Source organism: Niveibacterium sp. (assembly GCF_041909475.1).
GTDB lineage: Bacteria > Pseudomonadota > Gammaproteobacteria > Burkholderiales > Rhodocyclaceae > Niveibacterium.
The window spans coordinates 86605-108630 of the sequence record NZ_JAYRDJ010000013.1 but is presented as its reverse complement, the minus strand read 5'-3'; the positions used below and the strand labels follow the sequence as shown (position 1 = coordinate 108630).

Genomic DNA, 22026 nt, shown 5'->3' with positions numbered 1-22026 from the left:
GAGGGCGCGGTATTTGCCGAGACGATCCCGATCTCGGAGACGCGCGACTATGTGAAGAAGGTGCTCGCCAACACGGTGGCCTACGCCGCCGTACTGACGGGCAAACCGCAGTCGCTCAAGCAACGCCTCGGCACCGTGCAGCCCAACGGCACCGCGGGCCTTGATGTGCCGGAACTCAACGACATGCCCGCCGGCGACGGCGGCAATTGACCCTGCGAAACTCATGCAAGCCAAACGTGTTCTGATCATCGGCGGCACCGGATTCCTCGGCCGCCACCTCGCCAACCGACTTTCAGCACGCGGTGTAGCCGTGCGGGTGCCAACGCGGCGCCTGAGCACCGGCGAGCCTTTGCTGGTGCTGCCGTCGTGCGAGTTGCTCGAAGCAGATGTGTTCAACGCCGATACCCTGCAGCGGCTGATGCGCGACGTCGATGTCGTGGTGAACCTGGTCGGCGTGTTGCATTCGCCCTCCGGCAAACCATACGGGCCGGCTTTCGCACAGGCGCATGTCGAGTTGCCGCGGCGCATCGTGACTGCAGCCCAAAGTGCCGGCGTTCAGCGTCTGATCCACATCAGTGCCCTCGGTGCGGCGCAGGACGGGCCATCCGAATACCAACGATCGAAGGCCGATGGTGAGGCCGCGATCCGCGCGGCGAGCGACGCGCTGCGCTGGACGATCTTCCGCCCCTCGGTCGTGTTCGGGCCGGAAGACCGCTTCCTGAACCTGTTCGCCGGCCTTGCCGCCAGCTTCCCGCTGATCCCGCTCGGTGGTGCAGGTGCGCGCTTCCAGCCGGTGTTCGTTGGCGACGTAAGTCGTGCAATCATCGCCGCGATCGAACTGGATCTGGGCATTGGCGAAACACACGAACTGGCGGGCCCCGATGTCTGGACGCTTGCACAACTGGTGGACTATGCCGCTCGCCTCGGCGGCCATCGTCCGCTGGTGCTGCCGCTGCCGCGCAGCCTTGCGATGCTGCAGGCCGCGGTGCTGTCGTGGCTGCCGGGGGGGCTGATGAGCCCCGATAACGTGCGCTCGATGGATCGCGACAACGTCGCCAGCGGCGCGGCGCAGCCCTTTGGCCTCACGCCCACCGCACTCGATGCAGTGGCACCGGGCTGGCTTGGCAATCGCACCCAACGCGGGCGCTATGCGCGCCTGCGCAGTCATGTCCGCCGTACCCCGTAAGCCGGAGTCCCCGATGAAACTCGTGATCGCCAACAAGAACTACTCGTCCTGGTCGCTACGCGCCTGGCTGGCGCTGCGCGCAGTCGGCCAGCCCTTCGAGGAAGTCCGCGTACTGCTCGATCAGCCGGATACGCACGAACGCATCCTTGAGCATTCCCCCTCGGGCCGTGTGCCCTGTCTCATCGACGACGCGCTGACGGTGTGGGATTCGCTCGCGATCATCGAGACGCTCGCTGAGCGCTTTCCGCAGCTGTGGCCCGCCACGGCCGCGGCGCGCGCCCATGCACGGGCAGTCAGTGCAGAGATGCATTCAGGCTTCCCGGCGCTGCGCAGCCAGATGCCGATGAACATTCGCCGCCAGATGCCGGGGCGCGGCCGCACACCGGCCTCGGAAGCCGACATCGCACGCGTGATCGCGATCTGGCTCGACTGCCGCAAACGTTACGGCCGCTTTGGCCCCTACCTGTTCGGCAGCTTCAGCGCCGCCGATGCGATGTTCGCGCCGGTGTGCTTCCGCTTCCAGACCTACGGCGTCGAACCCAGCGGCGAAGCCGGCGCCTACCTCGCGACGATGCTGGCCCACCCGGCGATGCGCGAATGGCAAGCCGCCGCACTGGCCGAAGGCGAAGTCGTGCCCTCCGACGAGTTGCCCGACTGATGCGTGCCTACGTGGTCGGCGGTGCTGTGCGCGACGCCCTGCTCGGCTTGCCGGTGGCCGACCGCGACTGGGTCGTTGTCGGCGCCACGCCGGAAGACATGCTCGCGCAGGGCTTCCGGCCGGTCGGTAAGGATTTTCCGGTCTTCCTGCATCCGAAGACGCAGGAGGAATATGCCCTCGCGCGTACCGAGCGGAAGACCGCACCCGGCTACCACGGCTTCGTCTTCCACGCCTCACCCGACGTGCCGCTGGAAGAGGACCTGAAACGCCGCGACCTGACGATCAACGCGATCGCGCGCGACGAGGACGGCCAGCTGATCGACCCCTGCGGCGGCCAGCGTGACCTCGCGGCCCGCGTACTGCGGCATGTCAGCCCGGCCTTCGCCGAGGACCCGGTGCGCATCTTGCGGATTGCCCGCTTCGCCGCTCGCTTCCCCGACTTCACCGTGGCTGACGAAACGCTCGCCCTGATGCGCGAGATGGTCGATGCAGGCGAGGTCGACCACCTGGTGGCCGAGCGGGTGTGGCAAGAGATTTCGCGCGGCCTGCTCGCCACCGTGCCATCGCGCATGTTTGCGCTGCTGCATGACTGCGGCGCGCTGGCGCGGCTCGCGCCAGCCCTGAACCACGCCTGGGAGGCCGAGCGGCGTGTCATCGGGCGGCGCCTCGATCATGCCGGCGCTCTGGGCCTCGACGGCCGCTTTGCCCTGCTCGCCGCCGCGCTCGACAGCGTCGCATCACTCGAAGCGCTGTGCATCGATCTGCGCGTGCCGACCGATCCGCGCGAACTGGCAGAACTGCTGTGGTGCGAGCAGCAGGTGTTCGAAAAGACCGCCACGCTGGATGCCGCCACGCTGATCGCGCTGTTCGATCGCTGCGACGCCTGGCGACGGCCGCGTCGCTTTGCCGACCTGCTCGCCTGCGCCGCGCATCTGGTGCCCAAGGCACCGCTGGCCCGCATTGCAAACGCGTTGGAGAGCGCTCGTGCAGTGGACGCCGGCGCGGTCGCAAAGCTGTGTATGGAGAAGAGCGAGATTCCGCGCCGTGTCCGCGAAGCGCGCATCGCCGCGGTTGCGAAAGGTTTCGACTAGGGCATGTTGCAAGCGTTTCGTCGTGGGGTTCTGGTCGCCGCCCTGGCAAGCGGCACGGCCGCAGCACAATTGCCGAGCTTCGAGCAGGTCCGTGCGGCGCACCACCCGTCCGACGCGCTGTTGCTCGATCGAAACGGTGAGCCCCTCGCGGATATCCGCTTCGACCTCACGCGCCGCCGCTTCGAATGGGTGCCGCTTGCACAGTTCTCGCCAGCGCTACGCGAGGCGCTGATCGCGGCGGAAGATCACCGTTTCTACGAACACGAGGGCGTCGACTGGCGCGCCTTCGTCGGGTCGCTGTGGCACAACCTGCTGCATGACAACAAGCGCGGTGGCTCAACGCTGACGATGCAGCTTGCCGGTCTCCTCGACCCCGCCATCGCAATTCCCGCCGCGCCCGGCGCGCGGCGCAGCGTGGGCCAAAAATGGGACCAAGGTCTCGCTGCACAGGAACTCGAAGCACACTGGAGCAAGGCCCAGATCCTTGAGGCCTATCTGAACCTCGCACCCTTCCGCGGTGACCTGCAAGGCGTGCACGCGGCCAGCGCGGTGCTGTTCGGCAAATCGCCCGCGGCGCTCGATCGCCCCGAGGCATTGCTGATCACCGCGCTGCTGCCAAGCCCGAACGGACGTGCCGACCGTACCGCGCGACGCGCCTGCGCACGCGCGAAGAAGATGGGTGTCGGCAACCTCTGCCCGCGGCTCTACGAACTCGCGCCGCGGCTCGACACGCCGCGCAACCGGCCGCGTTTCACACTGGCACCGCACCTCGCGCGCCGAGTGCTGCACGCTGGCGGCGAACGCGTCACGACGACGCTCGACGCGGCAGTACAGCAGGCGGCAACAAGCGGCCTGCGCGACGGGCTGCAGGGCGCGACCCCGCACGTCAGCAGCGTTGCGGCGCTGGTGCTCGACACTGGCGACGCCAGCGTGCGCGCATGGGTAGGCGGACTCGACGCGCGCAGCGCCGATGCCGTTACGGCAGTGCGGAGCGTGCAGCCTGCGCTGTGGTTGCCATTCAGCGCGGCCAACCTGATCGAGCGCAAGCTCGCAACCGGGGCCACCCTGCTGCCGAACTTGAGCGAGGGCGAATCGCCCTGGCGCAGCCTGCGCGTGACGCTTCAGCAATCGGACTCCGGCAGTCAGGCGGCGTTGCTCGCGCTGACCGACCCACCGAGCGAGCGCCTGCGCCAGGCCGGGCTGGATCTCGCGAAAGACGCCAGCGCCACGCCCGAACTGAATTTGCTGCAGGCCGCGCAGGCCTTCCGAACCTTCGTGGCCGGCGGCAACTGGCTGGCCGCACGTTGGGCTGCTGACGGCCCCGCCGCGACACCGCGACGTGTGTGGCGAAACGACACCGCCTACATTGTTGCCGACTGGCTTGCCGACCCGACACAGAAGGGCGCTGCGAGCGAGCTATTGCGCCCGGAGGCAGGCTGGCAGGCGGTATGGCGAATGAATGATGCGGCGCGCGATACCGCCATCGCGATGCTCGCTGGCGAGCGCTACCTGATCGCAGTACAGGTGTCGGGTGGCGGCAGCGGTGCTGAGCAGCCAACGCGGCTCGCAGCGCGCGCCATCGGTGCAATCCAGCGCCACCTTGGGAGCCCGCCGTCTAGGCCGCCCCGGACACCCACCGGCGTTGTGCTGGGGGTCGTTGCCTTCGACCCGCCAGTCGAGCCAGCCCGCCGCGAGTGGTTCCTGCGAGGCACCGAGGTCTCGCTGTCCGTTGCGCCCGGTCATGAAAACACGCTTCCACACCGGATCGTGATACCCGACGGGAAGGACTCGAACACCTCGCTGCGGAGTGGCGAAGCCCTGCTGCTGGAGAGTTCGCCAGCGACACCGGATGCCCGCTGGTGGGCCGACGATGAACTGATCGGCGAAGGCGCCTCAATTCTTTGGGCGCCGCCGGCCGGCCACTACCGTATCGAACTGCGTTCGCCCGACGGCGTGGTGTGGGATCGCCGCGAGCTCACGCTCGGCTATCAGGACGAAACACCTGCGCCTGGGGGCGGTACGAACCCGGCGCCGCAGCGCGCGCCGCGCTAGCAAACGCCGCCGGCGGCCTTTCGCATGTGTTGAACTTGCGCAGTACGCTGCTGTCTGTCCCATCCAACTGCACCGCTCACCACCATGTCCGTTGCCCTTGTCTGGTTTCGCCGTGATCTGCGCGACCACGATCACGCCGCGCTGTATCACGCGCTCAAGACGCATGCGCGGGTCTACTGCGCCTTCGTGTTTGACCGCGAGATTCTCGATGCGCTGCCAAGTCGCGTTGACCGCCGCGTCGAGTTCATCCGTGCCAGCGTCGTCGAACTCGACACCGCGTTGCGCGCCCGCGGCGGAGGCCTGATCACGCTTCATGACCATGCGCGAGGGGCCGTTCCGGCACTCGCGCTGCGGTTGAATGTCACGGCGGTGTACGCGAACCACGATTACGAACCGGATGCGCTCGTACGCGACGATGCGGTGCGTGGCGCGCTCGGTGCCGCCGGCATCGCGTTCCATACCTTCAAGGATCAGGTGATCTTCGAGAAGAGCGAAGTGCTGACCGGCGCCGGCCGTCCTTTCTCGGTTTTCACGCCCTACCGCAACGCCTGGCGGCGCCAGCTCACGCCTTTCTTCCTGCAGGCCTATCCGGTTGAACCCTACGCCGCGCACCTGTGCGCGCCGCCAACCGAGTATCCGGTTCCGAGCCTCTCGCAGTTGAGCTTCGAACCCAGCAACCTTGGCGACATCGCCCTGCCCTGCGGCATGTCGGGTGCGCGTGCTCTGTGGCACGACTTCTGCGCGCGTATCGGCGACTACGACCGGGCTCGCGATTACCCGGCGGTGAAAGGCGTCTCCTATCTCTCGACACATTTGCGCTTCGGCACCATCTCGATCCGCGAACTCGCCCGCGTCGCCTTCGAGACGCCGGGTAAAGGCGCGGAAACCTGGCTCAACGAGCTGATCTGGCGCGACTTCTATCAGCAGGTGCTGTGGCATCGCCCAGATGTCGTAGCACGCAGCTTCCGCCCGGAGTTCGATGCCGTTCGCTGGGAAGAGGGGCCGGATGCCGAGCGCCAGTTCCTCGCTTGGTGTGAAGCGCGCACCGGCTACCCACTGGTCGACGCGGCCATGCGCCAGCTCAACCAGACGGGTTGGATGCACAACCGCCTGCGCATGGTGGTGGCCAGCTTTCTCACCAAGGACTTGGGCATCCACTGGCTGCGCGGCGAGCGCTACTTCGCGGAGAAGCTCAACGACTACGATCTCGCGGCTAACAACGGCGGCTGGCAATGGGCCGCCTCAACCGGCTGTGACGCACAACCGTGGTTCCGCATCTTCAACCCGGTGACGCAGTCAGAACGCTTCGATCCCGACGGCCGCTTCATCCGGCGCTACCTACCCGAACTCAGCGAAGTACCCGCACGCAGGATCCACGCGCCATGGCTGATGAGCCCGCTGGAGCAAACGGCGCACCGCTGCCGCATCGGCGGCGACTACCCGGCCCCGATCGTCGATCACGCTCAGGCACGCGAGCGCACGCTGCAACGCTTCAGGCAGGTCAAAGCCGTCGAAGCGGAGTAAGGCTGCGGCGCAGAATGCACAAAAAAGAAACCCCGCCATGGCGGGGTTTCTCATGTCGGTTAGCGAAAAGCTCAGCGCTTCACGAAACCCTGGATCAAACCAAGCAACTCTTCTTCGTTGTACGGCTTGCCGAGGTAGTGATTCACTCCGATCTCGAACGCGTAGTTGCGGTGCTTGTCCGCCATGCGCGACGTGATCATGATGATCGGCAACGGCCGCAGACGATCGTCGGCGCGGATGTTGCGCGTCAGGTCGTAACCGTCCATCCGAGGCATCTCGATGTCGAGCAGCATCACGTCCGGCATCGTTTCGACCAGCTGTTCCAGCGCGTCGACACCGTCCTTCGCCGTCACCACGCGGTAGCCTTCGCGTTCGAGCAGACGGCTGGTGATCTTCCGCACGGTCAGCGAATCGTCGACCACCATCACGGTCGGCACGTAAGAGGTATCGACCGGCGGCGGCGCAACCGGCTCACCCGCAGCAGCGGCTGCCTCGGCATGTGCCGTGGCGGACTGCAACTGATCGGCCAGCACCACCGGGTTGATGATCAGCGAAACCTCGCCGTCCGCCAGTACCGTGGCGCCAGAGAAGCCCTGCAAACGCGTGAACTGCGGCCCGGCGTTCTTGACCACGACTTCCTGATTGCCACGCAGTTCGTCGATGTACAGCGCGATCGCATCCGTACCCACTCGCAGCAGCAGCACCCAGTGGAAGCGCCCAGCGGCGGGCTGCGACTTGCGGTCACCCAGCACGCGTGGCAGGTAGAAGAACGGATAACGCTGGTCCTTCCACATCGCGAAGCCGTTGGCGCGCAGCTCGTCGACTGCATCCTGCTTGAGCTCCAGCACCTGCTCGACCATGTTCGACGGGATCGCGTAGGTACGCTCGCCCGAACGCACCAGCAAAGCCTGCGTCACCGCGAGGGTCAGCGGCAGGTGGATCAGGAAGCGTGCGCCCTGCCCGGCTACGGAGCCAACGTCGATACGGCCACCAACGCCGGTGGTTTCGCTCTTCACCACATCCATGCCAACGCCGCGGCCCGCGACCTCCGACACCTTCTCGGCGGTCGTGAAACCCGGCTCGAAGATGAACTGGGTCAGACGCGCATCGGAGACGTTCTCGCCCGCGGTCAGGAAACCCTTCGACTCAGCGCGGCGGCGGATGCCGTCGAAGTCCAGACCGCGACCGTCGTCCGCCAGTTCGATTGCGACTTCGTTGCTGCGCTGGGTGATGGTCAGCGTGATCTGGCCGATTTCAGGCTTGTTCGCCGCGCGACGCAGTTCCGGCGTTTCAAGGCCGTGTGCAACCGCGTTACGCAGCAAGTGCTCGATCGGGGCGGTCATCTTGTCGAGCACACCGCGGTCAATCTCGATATTGCCGCCGCGGATGTCGAGGTTGGCGCGCTTGCCGAGCTCCTTTGCCGTCTGCCGCACGACGCGGTAGAGGCGATCGGAGAGTTCGTCGAACGGCACCATACGCACGCCCATCAGCGCTTGCTGAAGGTCGCGCGACAAACGGCCCTGCGCGTGCAGCGCGGTGTCGGCAGCGTCGAGGTTCTTCAGCAAGTTCTGCTGGATCGTCGTAACGTCGCCGACCGACTCGGCCATCATCCGCGTCAGTTCCTGGAAGCGGGTGAAACGGTCGAATTCGAGCGGGTCGAAATCGGCGTGCTGATGCTCAGCTTGCGCGACGCGTGCCTGCATCTGCGTTTCCGCGGCGATTTCAACTTCACGCAGCTGGTTACGCAGACGAATCACGTTTTCCGTCAGATCAAGCAGCGAGCGGCGCAGCGTGCGCAGTTCGCCTTCGATCCGGGTCCGTGCAATCGAGATTTCGCCCGCCTCGTTGACGAAGCGGTCGACCATGTCGGAACGCACACGCAGCGTTGCGCGCGGCCCGGCTTGGCTCTCGGCCTCCTCGACGCTGACCATCGCGGGCGCCGCTGGCTTGGGCGCAGCGGGTACTGCCGCAGCCACACTGGCTTCCGTCGTCGCCTGCTCGGCGACGACAGGGGCTGCCGCCACAGCGGCCACCGGCGCCAGCGCCGGCTCGCCGCGTTGCATGCGTTGGACCATATGGCCCACTGCATCGAGGCCGTTCTCCATGTCGTCGGCAAGCTGGGTGCCATCGACACCAGCGGCCCGTGCGTGCAGCAGACGGTTCTCAATGCCGTGCACGAACTCGCCGAGCGTCATCGCGCCGGCCATGCGGGCACTGCCCTTGAGCGTGTGCAGCAAGCGCGCGAACGCCTGCGCGCCTTCCTCGGCTTCCGCCGGGTTGTGCAGCTTGCGCGCCTCGGTGGCGAGATCGCGCATCAGCTCTTCGGCTTCTTCGAAGAAGATCGGCAAGAGCTGCTCGTCGAGGTCGTCATGCACCACCGCACGCTCAGGCTCAGCGGCCTCCACGGCGGCAACGATCTGCACCTGCTCCGCCTCAGCCACCGGCGCAAGCTCTTCCGGCAGGACCTGCTCGACGGCGGGCGCCTCGCTGACCAATTCCGGTTCGAGTTCCGGCAGCACAGCCTCGATCGGTGCAGCGAACGCTTCGCTTACCACCGCGGGTTCGGCGACGAGTTCGGACTCGATCGCGCCATTCAGATCGGCGAGATCGACCGGCGCCAAGACCTCTTCAACAACTTCCGGCTCGGTATGGGCCACGACCCGCTCAAGCGCATCGTCGAGCTCCGGCGTGGCGAGCGGCATCTGCCGCGCGTCGACCTCGGCCACCATGGCTTGCAGGCGTTCACCGCTGAGGCGGAACAAGTCGGCCTGATCCGGCGTCGGCGCCTGTTCGGCCAGATGCAGGCGGGCCAGCGCATGTTCGAGCGCCTTGGCCAGCGTACGGATCGAATCGATGCGCGCGGTACCGGAGATACCACCGAGCGTATGCGCGGCACGGATCACCGGTTCCTGTGGCACCAGCACCGGGTTGTGCTGGAAGCGCGGCAGCTCTTCGCGTAGCGTGGCAACATGCTGATGCGCTTCTGCGATGTAGAGCTCGAACAGCTGACGCGAAATCTCGGTTTCGCCGATACGCACGGTGTCGGGCTCGGGCGCCGGGGCCTCGGGCTCTTCCAGCGTGAGGTCGCCCGAAGCAACCACATCATCGATCGCGTCGAGTTCGTCCAGCTCCTGCGCATCGGAGCCCGCAGGCTCAAGCGCGAGATCCACCGGTTCAATCAGTTCAGCGGGCGCCAGCGTTTCGACAAGCCCATCCTCCGCCGGGAGCACATCGAGCGCTTCGAGCTCGGCGATGCTGGCCTCGTCCGTACCTTCATCGACGGGCGGCACTTCGAGCTCAAGCGCTGCGGCCTCATCCGAGGCCGCGAATTCAGGGGGCTCGCTCAGCGCGGCGACATCGAGTTCCGAAGCCACTTCGGCGGCGGGTTCGACGTCCACACCCTGCAGCGATTCGAGCAACAGATCGGGCTCGCCCGCGGCCTCCTCGGCTTCCGGTTGCTCGGCAACTTCGGCCGACGCGACTGACTCGGGCTCGACAGCGAGTTCGATCGACACTTCCGCGTCGGTCGCGACCTGCGGCGTGGCTTCTGGCGCCTGCTCGGGTTCGGGTTCGGGTTCGGGCTCGAGATCCAGGTCAAGGGTCGGCAGCTCGGGTTCCGCTTCCACCGCGCTAGGTTCGTCATGCGCGTTGAGGAAGGCTTCGCGCATCTCGAGCGGCGCCAGCAGCGTCGCGGTCAGATCGACCTCTTCCTCTTCCCGGTGCGACGGCAGTGCTTCTTCGTCGGTCAGCGAGACTTCGGCCAGATCGAAATCGATCGCGGCATCGCTCGCGACCGGGGCCGATGGAATCGGCGCCATCATCGGCGGCTCTTCCAACGCTTCCGGCTCGGCTTCGAAACTCAGTGCGGCGAGGTCTTCCGGGCCGGTCAGGCTGGCGGTCAGGTCGAAGACTTCTTCCTGCTCGACCGCTTCAGCCTTGATCTCGTCCAGTTCGGCCATCAAGGGTTTCGCCGGCTCGGCGGCGCTGACAGCGTCGTCGAACGGCGCCAGCAGCGTGGCGGTGAGATCCACCGTCTCCTGGACATCCTCGGCCACTGCGTCCTGTACCGGCGCAAGCAGCGTCGAGGCGAGATCAATTTCCGGCTCGGCCTGATCGAACTCAAGCTCGAGATCCAGCTCGTTCTCTGGCGTCGCAGGCTGAGCGGGTTCGACCACTGCGGCGGGCTGCGACGGCGCAACGGGCGCCATGACTTCTGACGATACGCCTTCCATCAAGGCGTCGAGCGCCTTCGTCTCGGCGATCAGCGCGCTGGCATCGCGCCATGTGCTGCCACCGGACTCAAGTTGTGTGACCCATGCGCCGAACAGCACATGCGCATTCGCAACCAGATCGAGGAAGGGCTGCGTCGCGTCGCGCTCCTGCTGCAGCCAGCGGTTGAGCGAGAACTCCACCGCCTTGGCGGCGTCGGAGAAGTCGTTGAGGCCGACCATCCGGCTCGAACCCTTGAGGGTGTGGAAGCCGCGGCGGATCGTGACGATGTTTTCCTGATTGTGCGGATCGAGCGACGCGGCCTCGCGGTGCGAGCGGATCGTCTCCAGCACTTCATGAGCTTCTTCAAGGAAGATCGCCAGCAGCTCGGCATCGACCTCGTCCTCGCTTGCCGAGATCAGGCGTGCGGCGTCGGCAGAGGGCTCGGGCGCAGCGGCCGGCGCAATCGCAGCAACGACTTCCTGCACCTTGGCCGAGTCGTCGCCAGTCTTGAGGGCTGCCAGCGCTTCGCGGGCTTGCTGTTCAAGCTTGGCATCGGCCAGCAGCGCCGCATCTTCGCGAAGGGTTTCGAGGTTCTGCTTAAGTTCGTCACGCACCTTCTGGTCTGCAGGCGCTTCGGCCAGTTGCTGAATCAGCTGCTGCGTCTCGCGGCTTTGCTGACGCACTTCCGCTTCGATGGTCGCAGGCGCTTCCGGTGCGACAGCACCACCTTGCGGTTCGAGGAATTTCTCCAGCCGTGCCGGACCGAAACGCAGCGCCTCGACGAAGAAGCCCAGCGCCGAGAATTCGTGCGCGATCTGCTCGCAGACCTCCGGCGCAACCGCCTCGTCGCCACCCAGCGCCGCAACACGGGCTGCGTTCTCGGCGACCAGCTTCGCCGCATCGGCTTCGCCAAGCATCGAGAAAGCACCCTCAACCTGCTTGAGCGGCGCAGCAAGCCCCGCCAGCGCCGCAGCGTTGGACGGATTGCGGAAATAGGTATCGAGGGTCTGTTCGACCTGACCAAGACTGGTCTGGATCTCACGGGCGAGTTGATTGAAGAACAAGCGCTCCTGGGCGCGCCGCGAGCTCTCACCGAAGAGATGCTCGTCGAGTTCGCCCGGATCACGCCCAGCCTCGCGTGCAGCCAAACGCGCCACCAGCGCATCGACCTGACGCTGGAGCAGATCCTGGCTCGGCGCGGAGGCCGCATCGACGGCCTGTTCGGCAATCAGCAGGGCCGTTGCGACATCCATCGACAGATCGTCATTCGACTTCAGCGGATCTTTGCGTAACCAGGCTGCGGTGTTGTGCAGCGCCTCAACCAGACGCGCGACGGCGGGCTGATGCAGGGTCTGCAAGGGCGCGCGCGCCGCCGCAAGATTGTCCTGCAACTGAGGCAAGCCAACGGCGGAACCCGCTGCAAACTTGTTCCACGATTCCTTGGCGTTTTCGATCGCTTCGCGCAACGCGCGCTGCACCGGAGCGAGCGGCGTTTCGGCAATGCGCGCATCCGCGGCAGCCGGCAACAGCGCATCGAGGCGGAACGCATTGCGCACCGCACGCGCATGTTCGGTATTGATGCTGGCATTCGCGACATGGAACAACACGTCGCGCACCAGGCGCTCGGCGACCACGTGCGAGCCTTCGAGCAAGCGGCGCATCTGCGTATCGATGCGGCGGCACAGGCGTTGCGCGTCGCGGTCGGCGGGGATCGCGCGCTGCGCAAGCCCCTCGAAAAACGCAATCGACGCCCACCAGAAGCCCTGCGCACCAGGCGCGGGGTTGATCGCTGCGATCCGCTGGATCGCCACGAGCATGAGGCGCGGGCCACTATCGGACGCGGGTTCGCGCAACCACGACAGCAGGCCTTTTTCGAAGCGCGCACGGGCTGTACGCAGCTCCTTCGCAGCCACGGCGGGGTCGAGACTCACGTGTGAATCCTGCGCCGGCCGCACCGCTAGGTTCGGGAAGAACAGTTCGCTCTGACCCGGCACCTCGATGCCACGCGCTTCGGCGATCTCGGCATACAGCGGGTAGAGGCGCAGCGGCTGATGCAGCGCACCGTCCTGCAGCTCGGCAAGGTAGTTGCCAAGCGCAATCAGCGCACGCCGCAGCAGTGGCGCATGGGTATCGCCAAATTCGATCTGCCCCCCGGCGAGCGAGGCGAGCAGCGCATCAAGCGCCTCAGCAAACTGTGTCACGCCGTCGAGACCGACGACGGAGAGCGCCCCCTGGACCTGGTGGACATGGTTCTGGGCAAAGCGCAGCTGCTCGCTGCGGTCCTCGCCTGCTTCCACCTTGGTCAAAGCATCCTGTGCCCGGGCCAGGGCAGCGTCGATCTCGCCCCGGACCCAGGTCAGCGGGGCGATGTCGAGTTCCATCTCGGAATTCATCGTCAGCGTCTTTCCCTGCGGGTCTTACACCTTGAAGCCGGAAACCGAGCCCTTGAGTTCGACCGCGAGGTCGGCGAGCTGGCCAATCGAGACGGCGGTCTGTTGCGTACCGCGGGTGGTTTGTTCGTTCAGGCTCTGGATGTCGCGCATGGTGCCCGCCACCTCGGTCGCGACGTTCGCCTGCTTCTGCGTGTCGGACGAGATCTTTTCAACCAGCGAGGCCACTTCCACCGACACGTCGCCCAACTCAGCCAGCGCCTGACCTGCAGCGTCGGACAGCTTGGCACCGTCAACCACACCGCGGGTCGAGTTTTCCATAGCGGCCACGGCATCCTGCGTATCGGTCTGAATCGTCTTCACGATCGCCGCGATCTGCTTGGTTGCTTCGGCGGAACGTTCTGCGAGGCGCTGCACTTCCTCCGCAACCACCGTAAAGCCGCGGCCCGCTTCACCGGCCGATGCGGCCTGGATGGCAGCGTTCAGCGCGAGCACGTTGGTCTGTTCGGTAATGTCGGAAATCAGTTCCACGATTTCACCGATCTCCTGCGAGCTTTCGCCGAGGCGCTTGATCCGCTTCGAGGTTTCCTGGATCTGCTCACGGATTTCGTTCATACCCTTGATCGTGTTCTGCACCGCATCCTGGCCCTTTCGCGCCGCATCCAGCGAGCGGCGGGCAACCTGTGCGGACTGCAGCGCGTTACCGGACACGTCGGTCATCTGACGCGCCATCTCGGTAACCTGAGAGCCGGCCTGCTGAATTTCGCGCGACTGCTTTTCGGCAGCGTCGATCAGCTCATCCGAGGTTTGCTTCGCGGATTCGGTTGCTGCCGTCACGCGGCCTGCTGCGTCGTTCAGGCGGCGTACCAGAACCGAGAGTTCTTCAATCGTGTAGTTAACCGAGTCCGCGATCGCGCCGGTGATGTCTTCGGTAACCGTTGCACGCACCGTCAAGTCACCATCCGCCAAGTCGCCCATCTCGTTCATCAAACGCAGAATGGCCTGCTGGGTGGCGTTCTTTTCGCCTTCCGCCTGCGCACGCTGACGCTCCGCTTCGGTCTGGCGCATCTTCAGGTCGTCGTTGTAGACCTTCGCGAGCAGCGCGAGGGTCACCAGCGCCAGCGCCGCGAACAGGATGATCAGTGCGGTCAGCGCGGTGAATCCGACGTAGGCCTTGTTGTAGCCGGTCGCCAGCGCGTCGGTGGCGGTCAGCAGCTTGGACGAATCGTTGAAGATCTGGCTACCGGCACGCTTCGCCTGCACCAGCAGCTGGATGTTGCCAAGGATGCTTTGAACGCCCTGCAGGTGTTCTTCGCCCGCTTCGCGCAGCGCGCCGATCTTGTTCTTCATGTCGCGGTCGGAGTCCGGCGTCATGTTCTCAAGAATCTCGACCAGCTCGCGGAAGGTGTTCGCGTCCTTACCGAGCAGGAAGGCCACTTCCGGGTCGATCGCGTCAGCAACCAGCAGCGCGTTGGCGTTTTTCGCCATGCGCTGCGTCAGCATCACGACCTGGTTCGCGGTCGCGATCTCGCGCGCATTCGCGCCGGTCTGCAGCTTCAACGCGGCAACCTGCTCGGACAAGTCGAGCAGCTTCGGGTTTTCCGAGTTGATCGTCGTCACCGCTGCACCGAGGGTGGAGAGGTTCTTCTGCTGGCTGATCAGCTGTTGCGCGTCCTTGTTGGTTTTCTCCCAAAGCTTGGAGACACCGTCGAGTTCTTCACGCACGCTGCGACCGCTCGCCGGTACCGAAGTGCCGTCGACCGAACCGCCATTGCTCACCGCGCCAAGCAGTTGCTCGAAACGCTCACGGCTGTCCTTCAATTCGGTGAATGCGCCCGGGTTACCTTGCAGTGCCTGCTGCGCCGCTTTCGCGAGACGCTGCGACAGGGTGCGCATCTGACCAGCCGCCGACACGTAGGCGGTGCCGAATCCGGCGCTACGCAGCTGCCATGCCGTGAGGCCCACCGCGATCAGCGTGAAGAGACCGAACAGGATGCCTAGCAGACGCAGCTGCTCGGCCACCGTCTTGCCGCCAAGCAGCGGCAGTCGGGACAGTCCAGAGGCCGTGGCAGCGCCTGCCTTGGCCTCCATCACTGTGTCTTCCATGATCGTGCTGTCGCCGGACAGCTCTGCGCCGGGGCGCTTCTGGCCGAGAGTGCGGCCGAACAGTTTGAGGGCCATGCAGGTACTCCGAGGTGCGGACGTTATGTTGTTGTGAGCGTTTGGGTATTCAGGGGCTGTGCGGTCAGTGATTCACGTTGGCCGCATCGAGGAAGCGCGGTTCGGCGAGTAGTTGCCGCACCGACAGGCGCTTCCAGAGGCGATCCTGGCTATCACGCAGCCCGCCCGCGACCCACGGACGGGGGTCGTGGAAGCGCGGGTCGACATCGAAATCGTCAGGGTTGCGCAGACCGATCGCGCGGGAGACGAGCAAGGCGGTATTCACACCGAGCCGTGAGCCCACCAGCAGCAAACGCGATTCGCTGCCGGTTACGACCTGGGACAAACCGAGGAACGCCGGGAAATCGACGACGCTGAAAAGATTGCCGCGAACGTTGGCCAACCCGCGGAACCAGTCCTGCGTCAGCGGAACAGGCGCGATCGGTGGAACGGCCAGGATTTCGCCAGTATCGGCAAGATCGACCAGCCAGCCCTCGCCGCCGGCGAGCACCGCCAGCAGGGCGGGCTTGGCCGGTGCGTTCTTGGTGCCGGCGAGACGGTTCGAAAGATCCTGCTGGAACTCTCTCAGACTGATGCGCTTGGCCATGCTCGCCGCTCCGCTTTCAGCCCAGGGCCTTGATCTTTTCGAGCAGCAGATCGAGATCGAGCGGTTTGGTCAGGTAATCGTTGGCACCCTGGCGCATGCCCCAGATCTTGTCGGTCTCCTGATCCTTCGAGGTGCACATGAAGATCGGGATATGACGCGTGGTGTCTTCACGCGAGATCGTGCGGGTGGCCTGGTAGCCGTTGATGCCCGGCATCACGACGTCCATCAGGATCAGATCAGGGAGTTCTGCCTTCGCCTTTTGCACGCCGTCGGCGCCATCTTCGGCGGTAACAACGTTGTAGCCTTGCTTGACGAGGTACTCCATCAAGGCAAAACGGTCGGTGGGCGAATCATCAACGATGAGAATCTTCTTGATCGGCATGGATGCTCCTTATTTGCTCAGCGGGGTCAGGCGCGGCCGGCGTGTGCGGCTACCGCCTTGAGCAGGCTGTCCTTGGTAAAGGGTTTCGTTAAATACTCGTTGGACCCGACCATGCGGCCACGGGCGCGGTCGAACAGACCGTCCTTGGACGACAGCATGATCACGGGGGTGCCGGAAAACTTGGGGTTCTTCTTGATCAGCGCGCAGGTCTGATAGCCATCGAGCCGCGGCATCATGATGTCGACGAAGACGATGTCGGGATGATGGTCGGCGATCTTCGCCAGCGCATCGAAGCCGTCTTCGGCGAGCAGCACGTGACAGCCGGCCTGGGCGAGGAAGATCTCTGCGCTGCGCCGGATGGTGTTCGAGTCGTCGATGACCATCACCTTCACGCCGTTGAGGGTCGAAGCATCAGCCAAGACGCATACCTCCGCAGTTCATGCCCATATTGTTGGAATTGTCGATGTGACGCGTGAATATAACTGAAATTGCCCGCGCGGCACCGCAAAACGCCAGCAGCGCCGGCTTTGGCGCTGTTTCGTGCTCAGATTTCGACGAGTTCAAAATCATCCTTGCGCGCTTCGCATTCGGGGCAGGTCCAGTTCGGAGGAACATCTTCCCAGCGCGTGCCCGGTGCGATGCCCTCATCGGGCAGGCCCTGCGCTTCGTCGTAGATGAAGCCGCAAATCAGGCACATCCAGGTACGCATCGGGGTATCGGCTGACAAACTCATTTCTTTATGAAATTCATTTAAGATTTCACGATCTTACCGCATTTCGCGGCCCCGCCCGCCGTCCCCCGATGCCCTCCCCGCCCCACGCCACGACACTTCCAGTCGTGTTGAGCCTCGCTTGCAGCGACCCTTCCGGGGGTGGCGGCAACGTCGGGGCTGCGCTCGCCATCACGGCGGCCGGTGCACATGCCGCTTGCGTAACGACCGGCCTGAGCGTGCGCGATACGCGATCCGTGGAGCGGTTCTGGCCCGTGGATGCAGAGTTGATCGACGAGCAAGCCCGCGCAGTGCTTGAAGATCTGCCGGTTGCCGCCTTCCATGTCGGCACGCTGGCGGACGCACGAACCGCGGCAATGGTCGCAGCGCTGGTCGCCGATTACCCGAACCTGCCGGTGGTGCTGGACCCCGACCTTTACGGCGGTCGCGACGACGGCCAGATCGACGAGGACCTGATCGGCGCACTTTGTGAACTTTTGTTGCCGCAGTGCGCGCTATTCATTCCGAACAGCATCGAGGCTCGCTTGCTGGCAGACGAACAGCAGGACGACGCACAGCACAGCCGTTCGCTGGCCGAGTGCGCGCAGATCCTGCTCGACTCCGGATGTGAGCATGTGCTGATCACCGGCAGCCACGAACCAACGCGACAGGTCATCAACACGCTCTACGGCATCCGCGGCGTGGTGCGCACCGATGCGTGGGAGCGCCTGCCCGGCAGCTACCTTGGCGCCGGCATCACGCTGTCGGCCGCGATCGCCGCCCGGCTGGCGCGCAAGGACGGGCTCCCCGAGGCCGTAGGCAACGCACAAAGCTACGCATGGCAGACGCTCGCCAAAGCTCCGCAACTCGGCATGGGGCGACGGATTCCGGACCGCCGCACGGAGAGCAAGTCATGACACCATTGCGCCGCGGGCTGTATGCGATCACGCCGGACTGGCGCGACACCGGACGCCTGCTTGCGGTGACCGACGCGGTCCTGACGGGTGGCGCCGTGCTGCTGCAATACCGCAACAAGGCGGCCGACACAGCGCTCGCCCACACCCAGGCGAGCGCGCTGCTCGCGCTTTGCCGCCAACATGGCGTGCCGCTGCTGATCAACGACGATGTGGCGCTTGCTGCCGCGATTGGCGCGAACGGCGCACATATCGGCCGCGACGATGGCGAACTGGCGGCCGCGCGCGCGCAGCTCGGCGCCCACGCGATCCTTGGCGTCTCGTGTTACGACGATCTCGAACGCGCCCGCAGCGCAGCTGAAAACGGCGCGGACTATGTCGCCTTCGGCGCGATGTTCGCATCACCGACCAAGCCCCATGCGCCCCCCGCGTCGATGTCGCTGCTCGGCAAGGCGCGCCCGCTGGGCAAGCCGGTCGCCTGCATCGGTGGCATCACTGCGGAAAACGGTGGCGCCCTGGTCGCGGCCGGCGCCGACCTGCTCGCGGTGATCAGCGACCTTTACGAATCGCCAGACCCGCGCCAGCGCGCCGTCGCCTACACGGCCCTTTTCGCCGGCCGCTGATCGGCGCGGGACGCGAACGCCCGGCGGTGAGACAATCGCCGGCCTCGAAATCGCATTCCCGAGTCCCGACCATGTCCGATCGCAATCAAGAACTCTTCGAGCGCGCCCAGCGCAGCATTCCCGGCGGCGTCAATTCGCCTGTCCGCGCCTTCCGCAACGTCGGCGGCACGCCGCGCTTCTTTGCCCGTGCGGCCGGCAGCAGGCTGTGGGATGCGAACGGCAAGGAATACATCGACTACGTCGGCTCCTGGGGCCCGGCGATCCTCGGCCATGCGCATCCGGACGTGATCCGCGCAGTGCAGGAGAAAGCCGCGCTGGGGCTGTCGTTCGGCGCGCCGACCGAGATCGAGGTCGAGATGGCCGAAACCCTGTGCCGCCTGGTGCCCAACCTCGACATGGTGCGCCTGGTGTCGTCCGGCACCGAGGCGACGATGAGCGCGATCCGGCTCGCGCGCGGCTTCACCGGCCGCGACGCGATCGTGAAGTTCGAAGGCTGCTACCACGGCCACGCCGACAGCCTGCTGGTGAAGGCCGGCTCGGGCCTGCTGACCTTCGGCAACCCCTCGTCGGGCGGTGTGCCGGCGGACTTCGCCAAGCACACCATCGTGCTGCCCTACAACGATGTCACCGCGCTGGAAGAAGTGTTTGCAAACCACGGTGGCGAGATCGCCACCGTGATCTTGGAACCGGTGGTCGGCAACATGAACCTCGTGATGCCCAGCCGCGCCTTCCTCGACGCGCTGCGCGCGCTGTGCACGAAGCACGGCAGCATCCTGATCTTCGACGAAGTGATGACCGGTTTCCGTGTCGGCCCGAAAGGCGCACAAGGCCTGTTCGGCATCGACGCCGATCTGGTGACGCTGGGCAAGGTGATCGGCGGCGGCATGCCGGTGGGCGCCTTCGGCGGCCGGCGCGAGATCATGGAAAAGATCTCGCCGCTCGGCGCGGTGTATCAGGCTGGCACACTGTCGGGCAGCCCGGTGGCGGTGGCGGCGGGCCTTGAGACCCTGCGCCTGATCAGCGGGCCGGGTTTTTACGAGAACCTGTCGGCGCGTACGAAGCAGCTCACCGACGGCCTTGCCGCAGCGGCGAAGCAGCACGGTGTCGCCTTCTGCGCGCAAGCGGTCGGCGGTATGTTCGGGCTCTATTTCGCTAACGCGCTGCCGAGCACCTATGATCAGGTGATGGCCTGCGACAAAGCGCGCTTCAACCGCTTCTTCCACGGCATGCTGGATGCCGGCCACTACTTCGCGCCGGCCTCGTTCGAAGCTGGTTTCGTGTCGGCGGCCCACACCGAAGCCGACGTTGCGGCAACCGTCGCCGCTGCCGACGCGGTGTTCGCCGGCCTCGGCTGATCGACGCGAACGGGGGCGGCATTGTCGCCTCCGTATCGGTACGGATGGCGACCGCACGGCGCGGCCCCGATAATCGCTGCCTTCCCTGAACGGAGCCGCCATGCTGACCCCGACCCAAGCCCGCACCTGGTGGACCGTCACCCTCGCAGCCGCCGCGATCCTGATGATCACGATGGGCGCACGGCAGTCGATGGGGCTCTTCGTGTCGCCGATCAACAGCGCGACCGGGCTGGGCGTCGTCACGATCAGCTTCGCGATGGCGATCGGCCAGTTCATGTGGGGTGCGGCGCAGCCGGTGGCGGGTGCGATTGCCGACCGCTGGGGGCCGGGCCGCGTGCTGGTCGGCGGCACCTTCCTGATGGCCGTTGGGCTCGCACTGACACCCTTGATGCAGTCCGCCTTCGGCCTGTCGCTGGCGATCGGCGTGCTGACGGCCGCCGGTGCAGGCGCAGGCAGCTTCTCGGTACTGATCGGCGCAGCGGCGCGCAAGTTGCCGATGGAAAAACGCGGCATGGCATCAGGCATCATCAACGCCGGCGGCTCCTTCGGCCAGTTCGTCTTCGCGCCGCTGGTGCAGCGCCTGATCGGCGGCTTCGGCTGGATGGGGGCGATGTTCTCGCTCGCGCTGATCTCGCTCGCCGCGCTGCCGCTGATCCGGCCACTGGTCGCTGATCGCCACGCCACAGCGCAGCCCCAGGCCCCTCACGCACCGGCTGACCGCGGCCTGCGCGCGGCGATCAGCGATGCGATGGGCGACCGCAGCTACCTGCTGTTGCACGCCGGCTTCTTCACCTGCGGCTTCCACATCGCCTTCCTCGTCACCCACCTGCCGGGCGAAGTGCAGCTGTGCGGCCTGCCGGGCAATGTGGCGAGCTGGTCGCTGGCGATCATCGGGCTGGCCAACATCTTCGGCAGCCTTGCCGCCGGCTGGGCAGTGCAGCGCATGCGCAGCAAATACGTGCTGTTCTGGATGTACAGCTCGCGCGCGCTGCTGGTGGCGCTCTATCTGATCGCGCCGAAAACGCCGCTGACCTTCTATCTCTTCGCTGCCGGGCTCGGTGTGACCTGGCTCGCCACGGTGCCACCCACGGCGGCGGTAGTCGGCAAGCTGTTCGGCCACCGCTATCTTGCGACGCTGTTCGGGCTGACCCTGCTGTCGCACCAGATCGGCGGTTTTCTGGGTGCCTGGCTCGGCGGCATCGCGATCACGCGCCTCGGTAGCTACGACGCAATGTGGTACGCCGACATCGCGCTGGCCGGCGCCGCAGCGCTGGTAAATCTGCCGATCCGCGAAGCGCCGGTGCTGCGTACTGCCACGGCCTGAGCGCAGCGGCGCTCGCCGGAATCTGCGGCAGCACTTAGACTCCGACCCGACGCATCGCCGGAGCCACCATGCCTGCCAGAGCCGTTGTCCGCATTCTTGTTGCCGCCGCTGCGCTGGTCGCCGGACTGGCGCCGCGTGGCGCGGTCGCTGGCGATCTGCTGGTGATGACCGAAGAGTTGCAGCCGCACAGCAGCCTGCGCGACGGTCAAGTCGTGGGAACCTCGACCGAGTTCGTCGAAGCCTTGCTGAAAGAAGCCGGGCTCGACTACCGGCTCGATCTGCGCGCCTGGAACGCGGTGATGCAGACGGCGGCAACGCAGAACGCCGTGCTGGTCTATCCGATCGGTCGCACCGCCGAACGCGAGGCGGCGTTTCAGTGGATCGGCCCGCTTGGCACGCTGGAGCACCGGCTCTACAAGCTCAAGCGCCGCACCGATCTGCAGCCGCAGGTGCTGGCGGATCTGCGCGGGCACACGATCGCGGTGGTGCCGCGCGATGCGCGTCAGGTGTATCTGCTGCAACAGGGCTTCACGCCGCAGACCGAGCTGCTCGACACCACCGATAACCGACAGGCGATGCGCCTGCTGAGCCTGGGCCGCGTTGACTACGCGCCGATCGCGGCGGGGAGCCTGGAGGCCTACTGCCGCGCCGAACAACTCGACTGCAGCCAGTTCGAACCGACGATCCCGCTGGGCATGAAACTCACGCTCTACCTCGCTGCGAACCCGGCCACCCCGCGCGAAACGCTGGACCGCCTGCGCAGCGCCTGGACCCGCCTGGTCGAGAATGGCAGTTACCAACGCATCTTCAAACAGGCGCCGCAGCGCGACTGAGGCGGC

At 65.9% G+C, this 22026-nt stretch carries 17 protein-coding genes; 11 read left to right on the top strand and 6 right to left on the bottom strand.

Annotation, left to right across the window (positions count from 1 at the left end):
* The 6 genes from ACE3P0_RS10765 to ACE3P0_RS10740 all read left to right on the top strand — a co-directional run.
* The coding region (locus ACE3P0_RS10765; protein WP_374402613.1) for a hypothetical protein at positions 1-210 on the top strand (210 nt) is incomplete at its 5' end.
* Between the two features lie 13 nt (positions 211-223).
* The gene (locus ACE3P0_RS10760) at positions 224-1186 is read left to right on the top strand and encodes a complex I NDUFA9 subunit family protein (protein WP_374402612.1); all 963 of its coding nucleotides are present in this window, start codon (positions 224-226) and stop codon (positions 1184-1186) included.
* Between the two features lie 13 nt (positions 1187-1199).
* Positions 1200-1844, top strand: a complete 645-nt coding sequence (locus ACE3P0_RS10755; RefSeq protein ID WP_374402611.1) for a glutathione S-transferase family protein — start codon at positions 1200-1202, stop codon at positions 1842-1844.
* Entirely contained in the window at positions 1844-2935 is a 1092-nt protein-coding gene (cca, locus tag ACE3P0_RS10750; RefSeq protein ID WP_374402609.1) for a multifunctional CCA tRNA nucleotidyl transferase/2'3'-cyclic phosphodiesterase/2'nucleotidase/phosphatase, read from the top strand. The genes ACE3P0_RS10755 and cca overlap by 1 nt, the downstream gene beginning before the upstream one ends.
* Positions 2936-2938: 3 nt before the next feature.
* Positions 2939-4987 carry a transglycosylase domain-containing protein gene (locus tag ACE3P0_RS10745; protein WP_374402608.1) on the top strand — a complete coding sequence of 683 codons (2049 nt, stop codon included), beginning with the start codon at positions 2939-2941 and terminating at the stop codon, positions 4985-4987.
* An 84-nt stretch (positions 4988-5071) separates the two neighbouring features.
* The gene (locus ACE3P0_RS10740) at positions 5072-6511 is read left to right on the top strand and encodes a deoxyribodipyrimidine photo-lyase (protein WP_374402607.1); all 1440 of its coding nucleotides are present in this window, start codon (positions 5072-5074) and stop codon (positions 6509-6511) included.
* A 71-nt stretch (positions 6512-6582) separates the two neighbouring features.
* Here ACE3P0_RS10740 and ACE3P0_RS10735 read toward each other — a convergent pair whose 3' ends face one another.
* The 6 genes from ACE3P0_RS10735 to ACE3P0_RS10710 all read right to left on the bottom strand — a co-directional run bounded on the left by ACE3P0_RS10735 (position 6583) and on the right by ACE3P0_RS10710 (position 16959).
* Positions 6583-13116 (bottom strand): Hpt domain-containing protein, encoded by a 6534-nt coding sequence (locus ACE3P0_RS10735; protein ID WP_374402606.1) that lies wholly within the window; start codon positions 13114-13116, stop codon positions 6583-6585.
* Between the two features lie 24 nt (positions 13117-13140).
* Positions 13141-15294 carry a methyl-accepting chemotaxis protein gene (locus ACE3P0_RS10730; protein WP_374402604.1) on the bottom strand — a complete coding sequence of 718 codons (2154 nt, stop codon included), beginning with the start codon at positions 15292-15294 and terminating at the stop codon, positions 13141-13143.
* 64 nt (positions 15295-15358) lie between these two features.
* Complete coding sequence (locus ACE3P0_RS10725) at positions 15359-15880, bottom strand: chemotaxis protein CheW (protein ID WP_172202445.1); 522 nt, start codon at positions 15878-15880, stop codon at positions 15359-15361.
* A 16-nt stretch (positions 15881-15896) separates the two neighbouring features.
* Positions 15897-16262: a response regulator transcription factor gene (locus ACE3P0_RS10720; RefSeq protein ID WP_172202444.1), complete on the bottom strand. Its 366-nt coding sequence runs from the start codon at positions 16260-16262 to the stop codon at positions 15897-15899.
* Positions 16263-16288: 26 nt separating this feature from the next.
* The gene (locus ACE3P0_RS10715; RefSeq protein ID WP_172202666.1) at positions 16289-16645 is read right to left on the bottom strand and encodes a PleD family two-component system response regulator; all 357 of its coding nucleotides are present in this window, start codon (positions 16643-16645) and stop codon (positions 16289-16291) included.
* Positions 16646-16806: 161 nt separating this feature from the next.
* The gene (locus tag ACE3P0_RS10710; protein WP_206256560.1) at positions 16807-16959 is read right to left on the bottom strand and encodes a rubredoxin; all 153 of its coding nucleotides are present in this window, start codon (positions 16957-16959) and stop codon (positions 16807-16809) included.
* 104 nt (positions 16960-17063) lie between these two features.
* Between ACE3P0_RS10710 and ACE3P0_RS10705 the strand changes: the two genes are divergently transcribed.
* The 5 genes from ACE3P0_RS10705 to ACE3P0_RS10685 all read left to right on the top strand — a co-directional run bounded on the left by ACE3P0_RS10705 (position 17064) and on the right by ACE3P0_RS10685 (position 22020).
* Positions 17064-17888 carry a hydroxymethylpyrimidine/phosphomethylpyrimidine kinase gene (locus ACE3P0_RS10705; RefSeq protein WP_374402603.1) on the top strand — a complete coding sequence of 275 codons (825 nt, stop codon included), beginning with the start codon at positions 17064-17066 and terminating at the stop codon, positions 17886-17888.
* Positions 17885-18508 (top strand): thiamine phosphate synthase, encoded by a 624-nt coding sequence (thiE, locus tag ACE3P0_RS10700; protein WP_374402602.1) that lies wholly within the window; start codon positions 17885-17887, stop codon positions 18506-18508. The genes ACE3P0_RS10705 and thiE overlap by 4 nt, the downstream gene beginning before the upstream one ends.
* Before the next feature lie 71 nt (positions 18509-18579).
* Positions 18580-19863, top strand: coding sequence for a glutamate-1-semialdehyde 2,1-aminomutase (hemL, locus tag ACE3P0_RS10695; RefSeq protein ID WP_374402601.1), 1284 nt, complete (start codon positions 18580-18582; stop codon positions 19861-19863).
* A gap of 100 nt (positions 19864-19963) precedes the next feature.
* Positions 19964-21187 (top strand): MFS transporter, encoded by a 1224-nt coding sequence (locus ACE3P0_RS10690; RefSeq protein ID WP_374402600.1) that lies wholly within the window; start codon positions 19964-19966, stop codon positions 21185-21187.
* 68 nt (positions 21188-21255) lie between these two features.
* Entirely contained in the window at positions 21256-22020 is a 765-nt protein-coding gene (locus ACE3P0_RS10685) for a substrate-binding periplasmic protein (protein ID WP_374402599.1), read from the top strand.
* Positions 22021-22026 lie beyond the last annotated feature (6 nt).

What these genes read in the sequence shown, in the direction of transcription:
- ACE3P0_RS10745 (WP_374402608.1), top strand. Translation starts at nt 2,939, where the DNA reads ATGTTGCAAGCGTTTCGTCGTGGGGTTCTGGTCGCCGCCCTGGCAAGC.
- ACE3P0_RS10740 (WP_374402607.1), top strand. Translation starts at nt 5,072, where the DNA reads ATGTCCGTTGCCCTTGTCTGGTTTCGCCGTGATCTGCGCGACCACGAT.
- ACE3P0_RS10760 (WP_374402612.1), top strand. Translation starts at nt 224, where the DNA reads ATGCAAGCCAAACGTGTTCTGATCATCGGCGGCACCGGATTCCTCGGC.
- ACE3P0_RS10735 (WP_374402606.1), bottom strand. Translation starts at nt 13,116, where the DNA reads ATGAATTCCGAGATGGAACTCGACATCGCCCCGCTGACCTGGGTCCGG.
- cca (WP_374402609.1), top strand. Translation starts at nt 1,844, where the DNA reads ATGCGTGCCTACGTGGTCGGCGGTGCTGTGCGCGACGCCCTGCTCGGC.
- ACE3P0_RS10755 (WP_374402611.1), top strand. Translation starts at nt 1,200, where the DNA reads ATGAAACTCGTGATCGCCAACAAGAACTACTCGTCCTGGTCGCTACGC.
- ACE3P0_RS10685 (WP_374402599.1), top strand. Translation starts at nt 21,256, where the DNA reads ATGCCTGCCAGAGCCGTTGTCCGCATTCTTGTTGCCGCCGCTGCGCTG.
- ACE3P0_RS10720 (WP_172202444.1), bottom strand. Translation starts at nt 16,262, where the DNA reads ATGCCGATCAAGAAGATTCTCATCGTTGATGATTCGCCCACCGACCGT.
- ACE3P0_RS10725 (WP_172202445.1), bottom strand. Translation starts at nt 15,880, where the DNA reads ATGGCCAAGCGCATCAGTCTGAGAGAGTTCCAGCAGGATCTTTCGAAC.
- ACE3P0_RS10705 (WP_374402603.1), top strand. Translation starts at nt 17,064, where the DNA reads ATGCCCTCCCCGCCCCACGCCACGACACTTCCAGTCGTGTTGAGCCTC.
- ACE3P0_RS10715 (WP_172202666.1), bottom strand. Translation starts at nt 16,645, where the DNA reads ATGGTCATCGACGACTCGAACACCATCCGGCGCAGCGCAGAGATCTTC.
- ACE3P0_RS10730 (WP_374402604.1), bottom strand. Translation starts at nt 15,294, where the DNA reads ATGGCCCTCAAACTGTTCGGCCGCACTCTCGGCCAGAAGCGCCCCGGC.
- hemL (WP_374402601.1), top strand. Translation starts at nt 18,580, where the DNA reads ATGTCCGATCGCAATCAAGAACTCTTCGAGCGCGCCCAGCGCAGCATT.
- ACE3P0_RS10690 (WP_374402600.1), top strand. Translation starts at nt 19,964, where the DNA reads ATGCTGACCCCGACCCAAGCCCGCACCTGGTGGACCGTCACCCTCGCA.
- thiE (WP_374402602.1), top strand. Translation starts at nt 17,885, where the DNA reads ATGACACCATTGCGCCGCGGGCTGTATGCGATCACGCCGGACTGGCGC.
- ACE3P0_RS10710 (WP_206256560.1), bottom strand. Translation starts at nt 16,959, where the DNA reads ATGTGCCTGATTTGCGGCTTCATCTACGACGAAGCGCAGGGCCTGCCC.